At 71.0% G+C, this 17,368-nt stretch carries 16 protein-coding genes; 8 read left to right on the forward strand and 8 right to left on the reverse strand.

The features are described from left to right. Positions 1 to 66: 66 nt before the first annotated feature. The 4 genes from ACWDSL_RS17375 (at position 67) to ACWDSL_RS17390 (ending at position 4,515) form a co-directional block, all read left to right on the forward strand. The gene (locus ACWDSL_RS17375) at positions 67 to 1,077 is read left to right on the forward strand and encodes a polyprenyl synthetase family protein (protein WP_450486179.1); all 1,011 of its coding nucleotides are present in this window, start codon (positions 67 to 69) and stop codon (positions 1,075 to 1,077) included. A 262-nt stretch (positions 1,078 to 1,339) separates the two neighbouring features. Next, entirely contained in the window at positions 1,340 to 2,548 is a 1,209-nt protein-coding gene (locus tag ACWDSL_RS17380; RefSeq protein ID WP_450486181.1) for a LolA family protein, read from the forward strand. Between the two features lie 22 nt (positions 2,549 to 2,570). Continuing rightward, the gene (locus ACWDSL_RS17385; RefSeq protein WP_450486183.1) at positions 2,571 to 3,593 is read left to right on the forward strand and encodes an ABC transporter ATP-binding protein; all 1,023 of its coding nucleotides are present in this window, start codon (positions 2,571 to 2,573) and stop codon (positions 3,591 to 3,593) included. Further along, positions 3,580 to 4,515 carry an ABC transporter permease gene (locus tag ACWDSL_RS17390; RefSeq protein ID WP_450486185.1) on the forward strand — a complete coding sequence of 312 codons (936 nt, stop codon included), beginning with the start codon at positions 3,580 to 3,582 and terminating at the stop codon, positions 4,513 to 4,515. The genes ACWDSL_RS17385 and ACWDSL_RS17390 overlap by 14 nt, the downstream gene beginning before the upstream one ends. 53 nt (positions 4,516 to 4,568) lie before the next feature. Here ACWDSL_RS17390 and ACWDSL_RS17395 read toward each other — a convergent pair whose 3' ends face one another. The 3 genes from ACWDSL_RS17395 to ACWDSL_RS17405 all read right to left on the reverse strand — a co-directional run bounded on the left by ACWDSL_RS17395 (position 4,569) and on the right by ACWDSL_RS17405 (position 7,905). Further along, positions 4,569 to 5,555: a M28 family metallopeptidase gene (locus tag ACWDSL_RS17395; RefSeq protein WP_450486187.1), complete on the reverse strand. Its 987-nt coding sequence runs from the start codon at positions 5,553 to 5,555 to the stop codon at positions 4,569 to 4,571. A 298-nt stretch (positions 5,556 to 5,853) separates the two neighbouring features. Continuing rightward, entirely contained in the window at positions 5,854 to 6,852 is a 999-nt protein-coding gene (gene rarD / locus ACWDSL_RS17400) for an EamA family transporter RarD (protein WP_450486189.1), read from the reverse strand. A 195-nt stretch (positions 6,853 to 7,047) separates the two neighbouring features. Further along, complete coding sequence (locus ACWDSL_RS17405) at positions 7,048 to 7,905, reverse strand: SDR family oxidoreductase (protein ID WP_450486191.1); 858 nt, start codon at positions 7,903 to 7,905, stop codon at positions 7,048 to 7,050. Between the two features lie 100 nt (positions 7,906 to 8,005). On the opposite strand from ACWDSL_RS17405, the gene ACWDSL_RS17410 reads away from it, so the two are divergent. Next, entirely contained in the window at positions 8,006 to 8,422 is a 417-nt protein-coding gene (locus ACWDSL_RS17410) for a winged helix-turn-helix transcriptional regulator (RefSeq protein WP_450486193.1), read from the forward strand. Between the two features lie 63 nt (positions 8,423 to 8,485). On the opposite strand, the gene ACWDSL_RS17415 is transcribed toward ACWDSL_RS17410, so the two are convergent. From ACWDSL_RS17415 to ACWDSL_RS17435, 5 genes are all read right to left on the reverse strand, one after another. Then, entirely contained in the window at positions 8,486 to 9,595 is a 1,110-nt protein-coding gene (locus tag ACWDSL_RS17415) for a 2-oxoacid:ferredoxin oxidoreductase subunit beta (protein ID WP_450486195.1), read from the reverse strand. After that, entirely contained in the window at positions 9,588 to 11,540 is a 1,953-nt protein-coding gene (locus tag ACWDSL_RS17420) for a 2-oxoacid:acceptor oxidoreductase subunit alpha (protein WP_450486197.1), read from the reverse strand. The genes ACWDSL_RS17415 and ACWDSL_RS17420 overlap by 8 nt, the downstream gene beginning before the upstream one ends. Positions 11,541 to 11,869: 329 nt before the next feature. Then, positions 11,870 to 12,529 (reverse strand): response regulator transcription factor, encoded by a 660-nt coding sequence (locus ACWDSL_RS17425; RefSeq protein ID WP_014178710.1) that lies wholly within the window; start codon positions 12,527 to 12,529, stop codon positions 11,870 to 11,872. A gap of 127 nt (positions 12,530 to 12,656) precedes the next feature. Next, positions 12,657 to 13,997 carry a sensor histidine kinase gene (locus tag ACWDSL_RS17430; RefSeq protein WP_450486199.1) on the reverse strand — a complete coding sequence of 447 codons (1,341 nt, stop codon included), beginning with the start codon at positions 13,995 to 13,997 and terminating at the stop codon, positions 12,657 to 12,659. Between the two features lie 165 nt (positions 13,998 to 14,162). Beyond that, a complete protein-coding gene (locus tag ACWDSL_RS17435) occupies positions 14,163 to 15,371 on the reverse strand; it encodes a sensor histidine kinase (protein ID WP_450486201.1) in 1,209 nt (402 codons plus the stop codon). 203 nt (positions 15,372 to 15,574) lie between these two features. On the opposite strand from ACWDSL_RS17435, the gene ACWDSL_RS17440 reads away from it, so the two are divergent. The 3 genes from ACWDSL_RS17440 to ACWDSL_RS17450 form a co-directional block, all read left to right on the forward strand. Continuing rightward, on the forward strand, positions 15,575 to 15,988 hold the full coding sequence (locus tag ACWDSL_RS17440; RefSeq protein ID WP_450486203.1) for an NADH-quinone oxidoreductase subunit A: 414 nt from the start codon (positions 15,575 to 15,577) through the stop codon (positions 15,986 to 15,988). Next, entirely contained in the window at positions 15,979 to 16,623 is a 645-nt protein-coding gene (locus ACWDSL_RS17445; protein ID WP_450486205.1) for an NADH-quinone oxidoreductase subunit B, read from the forward strand. Before ACWDSL_RS17440 ends, ACWDSL_RS17445 begins: the two co-directional genes overlap by 10 nt. After that, positions 16,620 to 17,368: NADH-quinone oxidoreductase subunit C (locus tag ACWDSL_RS17450; RefSeq protein WP_450486207.1), on the forward strand; the 749-nt coding region annotated here is incomplete at its 3' end. The genes ACWDSL_RS17445 and ACWDSL_RS17450, both read left to right, overlap by 4 nt.

A 17,368-nucleotide genomic window follows, 5' to 3' on the forward strand; every position in this document is an offset into this window, starting at 1 on the left:
GCTGCCTTTAGTGGAGACAGCGACACATCGACATTGCGTGTGACCGCAGGCAGACAGGAGTACCCCGTGAGCGTCGTCGGGCCCATCGGGCTGAGCGTGCGGGACCGGACTCTGGAAGCCGATACCCAGGCCGGGCTGACAGCCGTCGAAGAGGGCCTGCTGGAGGCCACGAAGAGCGACGTGCCGTTCATCACCGGGGCGGCCCAGCATCTGATGCGGGCGGGCGGCAAGCGGTTCCGGCCGCTGCTGGTGCTGCTCGCCGCGCAGTTCGGCGACCCGTACGCGCCCGGGGTGGTGCCCTCGGCCGTCGTGGTCGAGCTGACGCACCTGGCGACGCTCTACCACGACGACGTCATGGACGAGGCGGACGTCCGCCGCGGTGTGGCCAGCGCCAACGCCCGTTGGGGCAACTCGGTGGCGGTGCTCACCGGCGACTTCCTGTTCGCCCGCGCCTCGCACATCCTGGCCGATCTGGGCCCGGAGGCGGTGCGGATCCAGGCCGAGGCGTTCGAGCGGCTGGTGACCGGGCAGATCCTGGAGACGGCGGGGCCGAGGGACGGCCAGGACCCGATCGAGCACTACCTGGATGTGCTCCAGGGCAAGACCGGCTCGCTGGTCGCGGTCTCCGGGCGGTTCGGCGCGATGATGTCGGGGGCCGACGAGTCTGTCGTCAGCATCCTCACCCAGTACGGCGAGCGGCTGGGCATCGCCTTCCAGTTGGCCGACGACGTACTGGACATCGCCAGCGACAGCCATGAGTCGGGCAAGACCCCCGGCACCGACCTGCGGGAGGGCATCGCCACCCTCCCCGTGCTCCATCTGCGGGCGCAGGCGGAGGCGTCCGGCTCCGCCGAGGACCGCGAGCTGTGCGAACTGCTGACCGCGGACCTCAGCGACGACGGGCTCCACGGCGAGGTGCTGCGGCGGCTGCGCGTCCACCCGGCGCTTGAGCAGGCCCGCCAGGACACCCTGCGCTACGCGGAGGAGGCTCGCGCGATGCTGGCGCCGCTGCCCGAGGGGGCGGCGAAGGCCGCGCTCGAGGGGCTGTGCGACGCGGTGGTGCACCGGGCCGGCTGACCGCCTCCGCCTTCCCCGCTGCCGTCCGCGCCCTCGTCCTCCGGCTGCCTCGGCTCAGGATTCCGGCTTCTTCGGTTCAGACCTGCGGCGCATCGGGTCCTACCTCAGGGGTACCCAGAGGTGATCCTGTCGGCTGACGCGCCGAGACGGTCGATTTGGTGGGATTGAAGGACCACCACATGGCGGTATCGGGTGACAATGGCCCGAGAGGTGGACGAGTGCGAGGCTGACAACCGCCGCCGACGACGGAGGTAGAGCACATATGGCACGGATCCGACCGACACAGGTCGCCGACGACGGTTTCTGGGATGAGGACCGACCGAAAGGGCGCCGTAAAGCCGTCCGGTACGCCGCCCCGGTGGCGGTGGCCGGCATCGCGGCGGCGACGATCGGGCTGGTCCCGGCCCTCGCCAGCACCGGGTCGCCCGATCTGCCGAAGATCACGGCAGAGGAGCTGATCAGCAAGATCGCCGCATCGGACGCCGAGCAGCTGTCCGGCTCGGTGAAGATCACGACCGATCTGGGCATACCCTCCCTGCCCGGAGGCATCTCGCTCGGCGACCTCGCGGGCGGACAGCAGGGGAAGGGCGACGCCGCGCCGGAGTCCAAGCTCGCCGAGCTCGTATCCGGCTCCCACACCCTGCGGGTGGCCGCCGACGGACCGGAGCGGCAGCGGGTCTCGATCATCGAGAAGGCCGCCGAGTACAGCGTCATCCACAACGGCGACGAGGTGTGGGCGTACAACAGCGCCGACAACTCCGTTTACCACGCCAAGTCCCCCGAGAAGGCTGCCAAGGGCGACCACCGCCGGGAAGTGCCCGAGGACCTGAGCGGCCTCACCCCGCGGGAGGCCGCCAAGAAGGCGCTCGCCGCCGTGGACGACACAACCCAGGTCAAGGTCGACGGCACCGCGAGGGTCGCCGGACGGGACGCCTACCAGCTGCTGATCCGTCCGAAGCAGAAGGATTCCACGGTCGGCTCCATCCGTATCGCCGTGGACGCGCACAACTGGGTGCCGCTCAAGTTCACCCTGGAGCCCAAGAGCGGTGGCAAGGCGGCGATCGATGTGGCCTTCACCGAGGTGGACTTCGGCAAGCCCAAGGCGAGCGCCTTCCGCTTCACCCCGCCCAAGGGCGCCAAGGTCACCGAGGAGGGCCGCGCCGAGCACAAGGCCAAGGCCAAGGGCGAGGAGAAGGGCCTGCGCGAGCTGTCCACGTTGAATGTGGTCGGTAAGGGCTGGGACTCGGTGGCGCGTCTTGACCTCCCCGGCGGCCTGCCCGCCAGTGCGAGCGGCGGGGGCGGGCCCAGCGAGTTCCTGGGCGGCCTGGGCAAGAAGGTCAAGGGGGACTTCGGCTCGGGCACGGTGCTCAGCACCCGCCTGGTCAATGCCTTGATCACCGATGACGGCAAGGTGTTTGTCGGCGCGGTTGACAAGAGTGCCCTGATCGACGCCGCGGACACGGCCAAGTGACCGCTTGACGAAGGGGGAGCCCGTGGAGGAGCCGTCCGCCGAGGACACGGCCGGGGCGCCGACCGCCCGCGCGACGGGCGCGGCGGTGGAGACCCGCGGGCTCACCAAGCGCTACCGAGGCGGACAGCTCGCGGTCGACGGGCTGGATCTGACCGTGCCGCGCGGCAGCGTCTTCGGCTTTCTCGGGCCCAACGGCTCGGGGAAGACGACGACCATCCGCATGCTCATGGGTCTGATCGAGCCCACCGCGGGAAGAGCCCGGGTGCTCGGCGCGCCCATGCCGCGCGCCGCCCGCAGCGTGCTGCCCAGGGTCGGGGCCCTCATCGAGGGCCCCGCCCTGTACCCCTTCCTGAACGGCCGGGACAATCTGATCCGCTTGGACGCCGCCGACCCCACCGCCGACCCGCGCACCCGGGCCGCGCGGGTCTCGGCCGCTCTGGAGCGGGTGGGCCTCTCGGCCGCGGCGCGTAAGAAGGCCCGCGCGTACTCCCTCGGCATGAAACAGCGCCTGGGCCTGGCCGCGGCTCTCCTCCAGCCGCGGGAACTGCTCGTACTCGACGAGCCGACGAACGGCCTCGACCCGCAGGGCATGCGGGAGATCCGCGCGCTGGTGCGCGAGCTCGCCGAGGACGGCACCACCGTCTTTCTCTCCTCCCACCTCCTGGATGAGATCGAACAGGTGTGCACTCATGCGGCGGTCATGGCCCAGGGCAGACTCATCGCCCAGGGCACCGTCGCCGAGCTGGCGGCCGGCAGCCGCGGTCGGCTGTCCGTCACCACCCCGGACCCCGCGGACGCGGCCCGCGTCCTGAAGGAGCATGGGGTGACGGACATCGTGGTCCTGGACGAGCGCGTCACGGGGGAGCTGCCCTCGGCCGGGCCCACTTCCGCCTCCGGCGAGAGCGCCCCGCCGTTCGACCTGGCGGACCTCAACGCCGCCCTCGTACGCGCAGGGGTGCGGGTCCGGGCCTTCGGAGCGGAGCGGGCCTCGCTCGAGGACGCCTTTGTCGCACTGACCGGGGAGGGCTTCGATGTCGCAGGCTGAGATCAAAGCTGAGGCCAAAGCTGAGGCCAAAGCTGAGGTCAAAAGGGCTGCCGGGGCGCCGGCCCGGCAGCCGAGCCCGCTGTGGACGCTCGCCCTGTTCCGCAGCGAGCTGGGCACCACCTTCCGCCGCTGGCGGACCATCGCCCTGCTCGGCGTGCTCGCGGCCATCCCGATCCTCATCGGAATCGCGGTGAAGATCGAGACGAGCGACGGCGGCTCGTTCGGCGAGGGGCACGGGGGAGACGGTCAGGGCCCCGCCTTCTTCTCCCAGATCACCAACAACGGCCTCTTCCTGGTCTTCGCCTCGCTGGCGGCGACGCTGCCCGTCTTCCTGCCGATGGCCATCGGCGTGATCGCCGGTGACTCCATCGCGGGCGAGGCGGGCTCGGGCACGCTGCGCTATCTCCTGGTCGCACCGGCCGGGCGGACCCGTCTCCTCCTCGCCAAGTTCACCACCGTGATCGCCTTCTGCATGGTCGCCACGGGTGTGGTGGCCGCGGCCGGACTGGCGACCGGGGCGCTGCTCTTCCCCCTCGGCGATGTCACGCTGATCTCGGGAACCACCGTCTCGTTCACCGACGGACTGCTCAGGACCCTGGCGGTGGCGGGCGTCGTGGCGTGCTCCCTCATCGGCATCGCGACGGTGGGCCTGTTCATCTCGACCCTCACCAGCAGCGGGATCGCGGCCATGGCGGCGACCGTCGGGCTGCTGATAACGGTGCAGATCCTGGACACCATCCCGCAGCTGCACGCGATCCAGCCGTATCTGTTCCCGCATTACTGGCTGTCCTTCGCGGACGTCCTCCGGGACCCGGTCTACTGGGACCAGCTCATCAAGAACTTCGAGCTGCAGGCCCTTTATGTGGCGGTGTTCGGCTCGGCCGCCTGGGCGCGGTTCACCGCGAGGGACATCACGGCCTGAGCCGAGCCGAGCCGTACTACGACGGCTGGGCTCGGCGTCGGCTGGGCTCGGCGTCAGCTGCTGAGGGCCCAGATGGCGTACGCGATGGCGTCGGTGTTGAGGTCCAGCGCGGTGTCGTTGATGTTGCTCGAGGTGTCGCAGGACCGGTGGTAGCAGCGGTCGAACGCCTGGCCGGAGGTGCCGCCCCACTTCTGGGCCTGGGCGGCGGTCTTGGTGTAGTCGGCGCCGCTGAACAGCCCGCCCACCGGTACGCCCACGTTCTTGAACGGCGCGTGGTCGGAGCGCCCGTCGCCCTCCGTCTCGATCTCGGTGGGCACGCCCTTGGTCGCGAAGAAGTCCTTGAACACGGACTCGAGGCGCGCGTCGTCGTCGTAGACGAAGTAGCCCGGGTTGGGCGAGCCGATCATGTCGAAGTTGAGATACGAGTCGATCTTCCCGCGATTCGCGGTCGACAGGCTGTTCACGTAGTACCGGGAGCCCACCATCCCCAGCTCCTCGGCGCCCCACCAGCCGAACCGGAGGTGCTTCGTGGGCTGCAGCCCCGCCCTGGAGACGGCGAGCGCGGTCTCCAGGACGCCCGCCGAGCCCGAGCCGTTGTCGTTGATCCCGGGGCCGGCGGTGACGGAGTCCAGATGGGCGCCCGCGAACACCACGTTGTCGGCGTCGCCGCCGGGCCAGTCGGCGATGAGGTTGTAGCCGGTGGCACCGCCGGAGGTGAACTGCTGCACGGTGGTGGTGAATCCGGCCGCGTCGAGCTTGGCCTTGATGTAGTCGAGCGAGGCCTTGTAACCGGGGCGGCCATGGGCGCGGTTGCCGCTGTTGGCGGTGGCTATGGACTGCAGCTGGCTCAGGTGGGCCTTGACGTTGGCGACCGGGATGTCGGGCGCCGCGAGGGCGGCCGCGGCCGCCGGGGCCGGCGTCGGTCCGGCCGGTGGCAGCGGCGCGGCGGGCGCCGCGGTGGCCAGGGCCGCGACGATCGCACCGGCCGCTGTGGCGGCGGTGGCGGCCCGGCGTATCAAGGATCTTCCGGTTGACGACATGGGGGGTCTCCGAATTCCGAACGAGGACAGGACGGAATGAACGTGTCGCTGTGTGGTGCACGCACCCGGTGGGGCGGGGAGCGCTGTAGCGGTGGCACGGTGTAGCGGTGGCACGTGGGTGCGGAGTGTCGCAAAGGCAGATGCTCCGGGTCCGGTTGACGCCGCGTCAAGGGCATAAACCGGACACCAGCCGCCGCATATCGATCCCGTGCGCCCTTTTACGGGCGTGACCGCCGCGCCCCCCTGCCGGTCCTCAGCAGGGCTTCAACAGATCCTCAGCAGGTCCTCAGCAGGTCCTTTAGCCGAGGACGGGGTCCTCGGCCGCCGTGCCGCCGTTCTGCGCCGTCGCCGCGGCGGCCCGCGCCGAGGCCGCGCGCAGCTGTGCCCGCGCCCGGCGGGCCGTACGCAGCGCGTCCCAGGTGAGCAGGGCCAGTGCGAGCCATACGAGAGAGAAGCCCGCCCACCGTTCGGGCGGCATGGACTCGTGGAAGACGATGACCCCGAGCGCGAACTGGAAGATCGGGGCGATGTACTGCAGCATCCCGATCGTCGACAGCGGCAGCCGTACGGCCGCCGTCCCGAAGCAGATCAGCGGCACCGCGGTGATCAGCCCGCTGCTCGCCAGCAGCGCCGAGTGCCCGGCGCCCTCGCTGCCGAAGGTGCTGTCCCCGCGCGCGGTCAGGAAGATCACGAAGCCGAGCGCGGGCAGGAACTGGACCGCGGTCTCGGCGGCGAGCGATTCCAGTCCACCCAGCCCGATCCGCTTCTTGACCAGGCCGTAGGTGGCGAAGGAGAAGGCGAGGGTCAGCGCGATCCAGGGCAGTGAGCCGTAGCCGACCGACAGCACGGCCACGGCGGCCACGCCGACGCCGACCGCCACCCACTGCACCGGCCGCAGCCGCTCGTGCAGCAGCAGAACGCCGAAGCCGATGCTGACCAGGGGGTTGATGAAGTATCCGAGCGAGGTCTCGACGACATGGCCGCTGTTGACGCCCCAGATGTACAGGCCCCAGTTGACGGAGATGACGGCCGCCGCGATCGCGATCATCCCCAGCCGCGCGGGCTGCCGCAGCAGCGGACGTATCCAGGACCAGCGGCGCAGCACGAGCAGTACGAGGACGACGGCCAGCAGCGACCACACCATGCGGTGGGCAAGGATCTCGACGGCCCCGGCGGGCTCGAGCAGCGGCCAGAAGAGGGGGACCAGGCCCCACATGCCGTAGGCGGCGAAGCCGTAGGCGAGTCCGCTGCGCTGCTCAGGCTGGCTCTCCGGCTTCACATGTCCTCCCGGCGGCATGGCGACCTGTCGAAGGTAGCGCCGAAGCGGCCCGCCTGTCATTTACGTATCGTCATACGGTCATGACAAGCGGGCCGCTGCGCGGTCGCCGGGGGGTTTGGGGTGCTCAGCCCCGGCTCAGCCCGGGCGCTCAGCCCGGGCGCTCAGCGCGGGCGCTCAGCGCGGGCGCTCAGCGCGGGCGCTCAGCGCGGGCGCTCAGCCCTTGAGGGCCGCCGCGACCGAGTCCGCGATCGGGGTGGTCGGCCGGCCGATGAGGCGGGAGAGGTCGCCGGGGGTGCCGGCCAGTCGGCCGCGGGAGATCGCGGCGTCGACGTCCACCAGGATCTCGGCCAGCGGCTCGGGAAGGCCGGCGCCGGTCAGGATGGCCTTGTGGGTCTCGGCCGGCACGGGGCCGTACGTGATCTCCTTGCCGGTCTGCTTGGCGATCTCGGCGGCGTACTCCTCGAAGCTCCAGGCGGTGTCGCCGCTGAGCTCGTACGCCTTGCCCTCGTGGCCCTCGCCGGTCAGCACTTCGACGGCGGCGGCCGCGTAGTCGGCGCGCGAGGCGGAGGCGACGCGGCCGCCGGCCGCGTTGTTGACGACGGCGCCGTGCTCCAGCACGGGGGCCAGCTGCTCGGTGTAGTTCTCGTGGTACCAGCCGTTGCGCAGCAGCGCGTACGGCAGGCCGGAGGCCTGGATGGCCTGCTCGGTGACCTTGTGCTCATCGGCCAGGGTGAAGTCGGCCGCGGGGCCGCCGAGGACGCTGGTGTACGCGAGCAGGGCGACGCCCGCCTCCTTGGCGGCGTCGATGACGGCCTGGTGCTGCGGAACCCGCTGGCCGACCTCGCTGCCGGAGATCAGCAGCACCTTGTCGCCGGCGGCGAAGGCGCCCTGGAGGGTTTCGGGTCGGCTGTAGTCGGCGATGCGCAGCTGTACGCCGCGCGCCGCGAGGTCGGCCGCCTTGTCGGCGTCCCGCACCACGGCCACGATCTGGTCCGCGGGGACCTTCTCCAGCAGGCCCTCGACGACGAGGCGGCCGAGGTGGCCGGTGGCTCCGGTGACGACGATGCTCATGTCTGTTTTCTCGCTTTCATCCTCTTGGTATCGGTCTGTGAACCACCCTAGTCTCAGCGCTAACCATTTGAAAGTACCCACTTTGAAGTAAGGTACGGGCATGTCAGTTAGTGAAAAGGTCACCGCGAAGACGCAGGGCGTGCCGATAGGCGGCCCCGAGGCCGCCATGTGCCCGTCACGACTGGTGCTGGAGCATGTCACCAGCCGCTGGGGCGTCCTTGTCCTCGGCGTGCTGATGGACGGGACGCACCGCTTCAGCGAGGTGCGGCGCGCGATCGGTGGTGTCAGCGAGAAGATGCTGACGCAGACCCTTCAGACCCTGGAGCGGGACGGCTTTGTGCACCGTGAGGCGTATCCCGTCATTCCGCCGCATGTGGACTACTCGCTGACCGAGCTCGGCGAGGAGGCGGCCCGGCGGGTGTGGGCGCTGGCTCAGTGGACGAATGAGAAGGTCCCGGAGGTCTTGGCCGCCAGAGAGGCGTACGACGCCGCCAAGGCCCCCGTTGCCAAGGCATAAAAGCGGGTGCCCGCCCGGAGCGCCGTCAGACGCTCCGAGCGGGCACCCTCCCGCGTACGCAGGTCAGCCGACGACCGTCCAGGTGTCGTGGCCGGTGAGCAGGGCGCCGAGGTCGCCCTTGCCCTTCTGCTCCACGGCGGCCTCGAGTTGGGTGGTCATCTCGGCCTCGTAGACCGGGCGGGCGACATTGCGCAGCACCCCGATGGGGGTGTGGTGCAGGGTGTCGGGGTCGGCGAGGCGGGTCAGCGCGAAGGCGGTGGTCGGCGAGGCGGCGTGCGCGTCGTGGACCAGCACCCGCTCGGTGCCCTCCCGGGTCACATCGATGACCTTGAGGTCGCCGGTGGCCGGGTCGCGGACGACGCCCTTGGAGCCGAGGCCGTCGCCGCCGTCCTCCTCGCTGAACGGCGCGCCGAAGCGGATCGGCTTGCCGTGCTCGAGACGGATGACGGCCTCCAGCGCCTGGTCCCTGTCCTTGAGGACTTCGAAGGCGCCGTCGTTGAAGATGTTGCAGTTCTGGTAGATCTCCACCAGCGCGGTGCCCGGGTGGGCGGCCGCCTCCCGCAGCACCTGGGTGAGGTGCTTGCGGTCGGAGTCCACGGTGCGGGCGACGAACCCGGCCTCGGCGCCCAGCGCGAGCGACAGGGGATTGAAGGGCGCGTCGAGCGAGCCCATCGGCGTGGACTTGGTGATCTTGCCGACCTCGGAGGTCGGGCTGTACTGGCCCTTGGTGAGACCGTAGATCCGGTTGTTGAACAGCAGGATCTTCAAGTTGACGTTGCGGCGCAGCGCGTGGATCAGGTGGTTGCCGCCGATGGACAGCGCGTCGCCGTCACCGGTGACCACCCACACCGACAGATCGCGGCGCGAGGCGGCCAGGCCGGTGGCGATGGCGGGGGCGCGGCCGTGGATCGAGTGCATCCCGTACGTGTTCATGTAGTACGGGAAGCGGGAGGAGCAGCCGATGCCGGAGACGAAGACGATGTTCTCCTTCGCCAGGCCGAGTTCGGGCATGAAGCCCTGCACGGCGGCGAGGACCGCGTAGTCACCGCAGCCGGGGCACCAGCGCACTTCCTGGTCGGACTTGAAGTCCTTCATGGTCTGCTTGGCGCCGGCCTTCGGCACCAGTGAAAGCGCGTCGACGGAGGAGAGCCCTTCCGCGATCGTCTCAGTCATCGATGGCCTCCTTAAGGGCCGTCGCAAGCTGCTCGGCCTTGAATGGCAGCCCCCGCACCTGGGTGAAGGAGCGGGTGTCGACCAGGTACTTGGCGCGGAGCAGGGTGGCGAGCTGACCGAGGTTCATCTCGGGCACGACCACCTTGTCGTAGCGGGCCAGCACCGCGCCGAGGTTCCCCGGGAAGGGGTTGAGATGGCGCAGATGGGCCTGGGCGATGGCGTCTCCGGCGGCGCGGACCCGGCGCACGGCGGCGGTGATCGGCCCATAGGTCGAACCCCAGCCCAGCACCAGCGTGCGGGCGTCGCCGGTGGGGTCGTCCACCGTGATGTCCGGCACCTCGATGCCGTCGACCTTGGCCTGCCGGATGCGCACCATGTGCTCGTGGTTGGCCGGGTCGTAGGAGATGTTGCCGGTGCCGTCCTGCTTCTCGATACCGCCGATGCGGTGCTCGAGACCGGGGGTGCCGGGCACCGCCCAGGGGCGGGCCAGCGTCTCGGGGTCGCGCTTGTACGGCCAGAAGACCTCGGTGCCGTCGGCCAGGGTGTGGTTGGGGCCGCTGGCGAACCGGACCCGCAGATCCGGCAGGTCCTCGAGGTCCGGCACCCGCCACGGCTCCGACCCGTTGGCGAGGTAGCCGTCGGAGAGCAGGAAGACGGGGGTGCGGTAGGCCAGCGCGATACGCACCGCGTCCAGCGCCGCGTCGAAGCAGTCCGCCGGGGTCTTGGGGGCCACGATCGGCACCGGGGCCTCGCCGTTGCGCCCGTACATCGCCTGCAGCAGATCGGCCTGTTCGGTCTTGGTGGGCAGACCGGTCGACGGGCCGCCCCGCTGGATGTCGACCACCAACAGCGGCAGTTCCAGGCTGACCGCGAGCCCGATGGTCTCCGACTTGAGCGCCACGCCGGGGCCGGAGGTGGTGGTCACCGCGAGCGCCCCGCCGAAGGCGGCGCCCAGCGCCGCGCCGATGCCCGCGATCTCGTCCTCGGCCTGGAAGGTGCGCACGCCGAAATTCTTGTGCCGGGACAGCTCATGCAGGATGTCCGAGGCGGGCGTGATCGGGTACGAGCCCAGGAACAGCGGCAGATCCGCCTGGTGCGAGGCGGCGATCAGCCCGTACGACAGCGCCAGATTGCCGGAGATATTGCGGTATGTCCCCGGGGGGAACGCGGAGGAGGCGGGCGCCACCTCGTAGGAGACCGCGAAGTCCTCCGTCGTCTCGCCGAAGTTCCAGCCGGCCCGGAAGGCGGCCACATTGGCCTCGGCGATCTGCGGCTTCTTGGCGAACTTCTGGCGCAGGAACTTCTCGGTGCCCTCGGTCGGGCGGTGGTACATCCACGACAGCAGACCGAGCGCGAACATGTTCTTGCTGCGCTCCGCCTCCTTGCGGGACAGCCCGAACCCCTTGAGTGCTTCGACGGTCAGCGTCGTCAGCGGTACTGGGTGGACGTTGTACCCGTCCAGCGAGCCGTCCTCGAGCGGGCTCTGGTCGTAGCCGACCCTCGCCATCGGGCGCTTGGTGAACTCATCGGTGTTGACAATGATCTCCGCGCCGCGCGGCACATCGCCCAGATTGGCCTTCAGCGCGGCCGGGTTCATCGCCACCAGCACATTCGGCGCGTCGCCTGGGGTGAGGATGTCGTGATCGGCGAAGTGCAGCTGGAAGCTCGACACACCGGGGAGGGTGCCGGCAGGGGCCCGGATCTCGGCCGGGAAGTTCGGCAGCGTGGACAGGTCATTGCCGAATGACGCCGTCTCCGAGGTGAACCGGTCACCCGTGAGCTGCATACCGTCGCCCGAGTCACCAGCGAACCGGATGATCACCCGGTCCAGACGGCGGACCTCTTTGCCGCCGTCCGACGCTCGCTGTCCCCCGACGAGCGTCTGCCCGTCCTGCTGATCGGCTGGTTCGGCCTGCTCGGCCGGGCTACTGACCTGGCTGGTCACTGATTCGGACCTCCCTTGAGGCGGCGCTCGTGGACATCGGTGCCGACCGGTTGTCCCATCGCCATCGTACGTCGGTAAGGGTCGCCTTCCCTGACCGGATCGCATAATGGACGCCCTGACACTGCCCCTTTATGCGGTGAATTGTCATGCTCTGCATGCGCCCCCGTGCTCATGTCGAGCGATACTCCCCTTTCGGTCTTTGGACGTACGACGGATGTACGACTGCCAATCGACCAGGCCGGGCCGGACCGGGCCGGGCCGGACCCGACCAGCCTGGCCCGGACACCCCATGCCCGTCTTACATCCCGCGCTGTCTCACGAGCCGAGACTCACGAGTCGAGATACGTCAGCACCGCGAGCACCCGGCGGTGATCCCCCTCGCTCGGCGACAGGCCGAGCTTCAGGAAGATGTTGCTGACGTGCTTCTCGACCGCGCCATCGCTCACCACCAACTGCTTGGCGATCGCCGAGTTCGTACGGCCCTCGGCCATCAGACCGAGAACCTCCCGCTCACGCGGGGTGAGCCCGGCCAGCACGTCCTGCTTGCGGCTGCGCCCCAGCAACTGCGCCACGACCTCCGGGTCCAGCGCCGTGCCGCCCCGGGCCACCCGCACCACGGCGTCCACGAACTCCCGGACATCGGCCACCCGGTCCTTGAGCAGATAGCCGACGCCACGGCTGTTGCCGGCCAGCAGCTCCGTGGCGTACTGCTCCTCCACGTACTGAGACAGCACCAGCACACCCAGTCCGGGGTGGTCGCGGCGCAGCCGGACCGCCGCCCGTACCCCCTCGTCGGTATGGGTCGGCGGCATTCGTACGTCCGCGACCACCACATCCGGCAGCGCGCCCCCGTCGGCCAGCTCCTGGACCGACTTCACCAGCGCTTCCGCGTCGCCGACCCCCGCGACCACCTCATGACCGCGGTCGGTCAGCAGACGGGTCAGCCCCTCCCGGAGCAGCACCGAATCCTCGGCGATGACCACCCGCACCCTGTCCTCCACAGCCCGCCCCCACTCGTCGGTTTCTCGGCCCCCAGCATCCCAGGGATCGGACCCGCCCGAGGCCCCGGCACGCTCACCGGGACGGGGTGCGACGGAGTGGCGATGGGCCCGCGGGTCACCTCCGCCAGGGGAGCTCGGCGGTGACGGCGGTCGGGCCGCCGGCCGGGGAGTGCACGACGAGAAGGCCGTCGACCGCGTCAAGCCGCTCGGCCAGCCCGGCGAGCCCCGACCCGGTCCGGGCATCCGCCCCGCCCCGGCCGTCGTCCGAGACCTGCAGCATCACCCGGTCCTCGGAGCGCCACACATCCACGGCGGCCGTCCGGGCGCCGCTGTGCTTGCTGATGTTCTGCAGCAGCTCGGAGACGGTGAAGTAGGCGATCCCCTCGATGGCGGCCGCCGGCCGCTCCGGCAGGTCCACCGTCACCGCGACGGGCACGGTGCAGCGGGCCGCCAGAGCGGACAGGGACGGGCCAAGGCCCCGGTCGGTGAGGATCGCCGGATGGATGCCGCGCGCGAGGTCGCGCAGCTCCTGGAGGGCCAGCTTCACCTCGCCATGGGCCTCGTCGACCATCGCGGCCGCCGCCTCCGGGTCCTCCTGAAGCTTCTCCTTCGCCAGCCCCAGGTCCATGGCGAGGGCGACCAGCCGGGCCTGCGCCCCGTCGTGCAGATCGCGCTCGATACGGCGCAGATCGGCCGCCGCCGCGTCGACCACCGTGCCCCGGTCCGACTCCAGCTCCCACACCCGCTCCGCGAGCCGCGAGGGGCCCAGCAGCCCGGACACCAGCAGCCGGTCGACCGAGGTCAGCCCCCGTATCACAAACGGCGTCCCCACCAGCAGCAGCGCTCCGGCGACGCTGGTCACGGCTATCTCGAACGGGGTGTCGAGGAAGAAGCCGCGGCCGTCGACCTCGAAGAGCTGTATGCCCTGCTGATCGCTGTAGGTGGGGAGGACCCACTGCCACAGCGGATAGCTCACCAAGGCCCAGGCGTTCACCCACAGCGCCAGCGACACGGCGAAGGCGAAGATCGCCCACGGGAGATGGATCACCGAGTAGAGGACATGGCGCCAGGAGGCGCCGCTCCTGAGCAGCGCGCCCACCCAGGCGAACGGACCCGACTTGCGCGACCCGCGGGTCACCGCCCGCACCGGCTCGGGGTCGGCGACCTCCAGCCGCAGCAGCCCGCGCGCTCTGGCCCGCTCCACGGCCCCGAGCGCCCGGCAGCCCGCCAGGGCGACCCCGAGCACCGGTATGCCGAGGAAGGTGACCAGGAGTCCGAAGCCGAGCGCGAGCATCGTGACCGCGTAGCAGAAGGTGAGCAGGGCCATCGGGAGGCTGAGCATCAGATACAGGAACTCGCGCCAGACGCGGGCCTTGAAGGGTGCCCGCAGCGCCGCGGGCACCAGAGAGCCGCGGGGCTCGGCTTCCGGCCCGTACGGTTCGTATGCGGTGGCCATCTCTCGTCCGTCCTCCGAGGGGTGGGGCGTGGCGCCCGTGCTGCGGTGCGTACATCCAGACTCCCGGAGCGCGCCCGGTCGGGCCATGGAGCAGGTAGGCGTCTTGACCGTGGGGCTAGCCCTACCGCCGGGGTAGCCCTGGGCATACCACCGGACCGGCCCTGGCTAGGCCCGCGCGGCTCCGCGGTCGCGCCACGGCAGCTCGGCGGTCACGGCCGTCGGGCCGCCCACCGGCGAATCCACCGTGAACAGGCCGTCGACCGACCCGAGCCGTTCCGCGAGCCCGGCCAGACCGCTGCCCCTGTCCGTGCTCGCGCCGCCGTGCCCGTCGTCCCGCACCTGGATCAGCAGCCGCCCGTCCGACCGCCACACCTCGACGGTGGCCGTCCGGGCGCCGCTGTGCTTGCTGATGTTCTGCAGCAGCTCGGAGACGGTGAAGTAGGCGATGCCCTCGATGGCGGGCGCGGGCCGCTCCGGCAGGTCCACGCCGACCTGCACCGGCACCGTGCAGCGCGCCGCGACCGACGACAGCGCCGCGTCCAGGCCCCGGTCGGTCAGCACCGCCGGGTGGATGCCCCGGGCGAGGTCGCGCAGCTCCTGGAGGGCCAGCTTCACCTCGCCGTGCGCCTCGTCGACCATCGCGGCCGCCGCCCCCGGGTCCTCGAGCACCTTCTCCTTCGCCAGGCCGAGACCCATCGCGAGGGCGACCAGCCGGGCCTGCGCCCCGTCGTGCAGATCGCGCTCGATACGGCGCAGATCGGCCGCCGCCGTGTCGACCACCGTGCCCCGGTCCGACTCCAGCTCCGCGATCCGCCGCTCCAGCTCGTCGGAGGGGGACAGCAGCCCGCGCACCATCGCCCGGTCGGCGTTGGTCAGGCCCCGGGCGATCCAGGGCAGCACGGGCCAGGCGAGGAAGAGGGAGAGCAGGGTGACGCAGAAGGTGGCCACCGCCCAGGGCAGCCGCATGAAGGAGTACAGCGTGGTCCGCCAGCCCACCGGGTCCCGCAGCCGCGTCCACAGCCAGGAGAAGAAGCCGCCGTCCGCGTGGTGCCGCAGCCGGCTCGGCTCGTCGACGCGCACCGAGAGCAGCGCGCGGGCGCGACGCCGCTCGAACGCGCCGTACAGCCGGCTGCCGCGCAGCCCCAGGGCCAGCAGCGGCAGCCCCACCACGGTGATCGCCAGCCCCAGGCCCATGACGAGCCACACCAGGGAGTAGACGAAGCCGAGAATGCCCATGGGCAGATTGGCGAGGAGGTGGGCGATCTCCTTCCAGGTCTGCGCGGGAAAGCCGAAGGCGGGCGGCCGGGGCAGCCGCTCGTAGCCCTGGCCGCCCTGGCCGCCCTGGTCGTCCTCGTCGGTTGAACTCACGGTCATACGGCCAAGATTGCCCGGCCCGCCCCCGCCCCGCCATGGGGTACGTCGCCGTGCCCGGGTAGGGGTAACCCCACCGCATCTCGGACCGGCGGCTCACCTGGACGGCTCCAGGGCCTACACTCCCGTGCGTACGTAGCGGTCGAACACAAGACACCGACGAGCATCAGACGAACATCAGGCGGGACAGGGAGCGAGGGGCGGACGTGCCGGAGGCGACGACCGTGCGCACCACAGCCGTGCCGCTCGCGGCCGACTATTTCCAGGGCTATTCGGTGGTCGGCCTGCTCGCGGTGGTCGGCGTGCTCTTCGTCGCCGTGGCCTTCGGGGCCGGGCGGCTGCTGCGGCCCGTGGTGCCCACCCCGGAGAAGCTGCTGACCTACGAGTGCGGTGTCGACCCCGTCGGCGAGGGCTGGGCCCACACCCAGATCCGCTACTACGTCTACGCTTTCTTGTATGTGATTTTCGCGGTGGACTCGATCTTCCTCTTCCCCTGGGCGACGGTGTTCGCCGCACCGGGCTATGGCGCAACGACGCTGGTGGAGATGTTCATCTTCCTCGGCTTCCTCGCCGTGGGCCTGCTGTACGCCTGGAAGAAGGGCGTCCTGGAATGGACGTGACACCGACCCCCGCCCCCACGCCGGCCTCCACACCTGTGGATCTTCCGGAGCCGCGCCGCCTCGGCACGCTCGCCAGGCTGGCGCCCGAGCCGATGAAGGTGGTCCTGAACTGGGGCCGCCGCTACAGCCTGTGGGTCTTCAACTTCGGGCTGGCCTGCTGCGCCATCGAGTTCATCGCGGCGTCGATGGCCCGCCACGACTTCATCAGGCTCGGCGTGATCCCCTTCGCCCCCGGGCCGCGCCAGGCCGACCTCATGGTCGTGTCCGGCACGGTGACGGACAAGATGGCGCCCGCGGTGAAGCGGCTCTACGAGCAGATGCCCGAGCCCAAGTACGTCATCTCCTTCGGGGCCTGCTCGAACTGCGGCGGACCGTACTGGGACTCCTACGCGGTCACCAAGGGCGTCGACCAGATCATCCCCGTCGATGTGTATGTGCCGGGCTGCCCGCCTCGCCCGGAGGCGCTGCTTCAGGGGATCCTGAAGCTTCAGGAGAAGATCGCGCGCGAGTCGCTGAGCGAGCGGTACGGACGTGACGGCGCGGCCTCTCGGCCGTCCGCGACAGCCCTGCGCAGCGGCCTGGTCGCGCCGCCCACCCCGTCCTCAGGCCCGGCCGCGGGGGAGGGCACGCCGTGACCGCGCCCGAGGACCGGAACCAGCCCGTCGAGACCGCCCCCGCCGCTGCCACGCCTGCTGCCGCCGAGGCCGCGCAGCCGGCGGTCGGCTGGCTGCCGCGGCCGGCGACCGAGCTGTTCGGCGAAGGCGCGACGGCGGAGGAGGCGTACGGGCTGCTCACCGTCGACGTCCCCGCCGACGCGTGGATCCCCGCGCTGGAGACCGCCCGCGACGCGCTGGGCTGCACCTACTTCGACTGGCTGAGCGCCGTTGACGAGCCCGGCGAGGGCTTCCGCGTGGCCGCGCACGTCGTCGCCCTGGGGCCGTCGACGGCCGCGGCCGTTCCCGCCGCTGCCGTTCCCGCCGTACGCAGGCTGCTCGTACGCACCACCGTGGCGCACGACGCGCCCGCCCTGCCGACCGCGACCGGCGTCTACGCGGGCGCGGCCTGGCATGAGCGCGAGACCCACGAGATGTTCGGCATCGACTTCGCCGACCACCCCCACCTCGCGCCGCTGCTGCTCCCGGACGGCTTCGAGGGGCACCCGCTGCGCAAGGACTTCGTGCTGGCGGCGCGGGTCGTCAAGGCATGGCCGGGCGCGAAGGAGCCGGGGGAGTCCGACGCCGCCCACGCGCCCAGACGGCGGCAGATGCTGCCGCCCGGCGTCCCCGACCCCAACGAATGGGGCCCCCTCAAGGGCCAGCTCCCCCCTGCCCCCGCCCGCCCGGCGCGCGCGACCCGCACAGCGGGCGCGGCAGGCGCCGC

This window comes from Streptomyces sp. NPDC000941 (assembly GCF_053599555.1).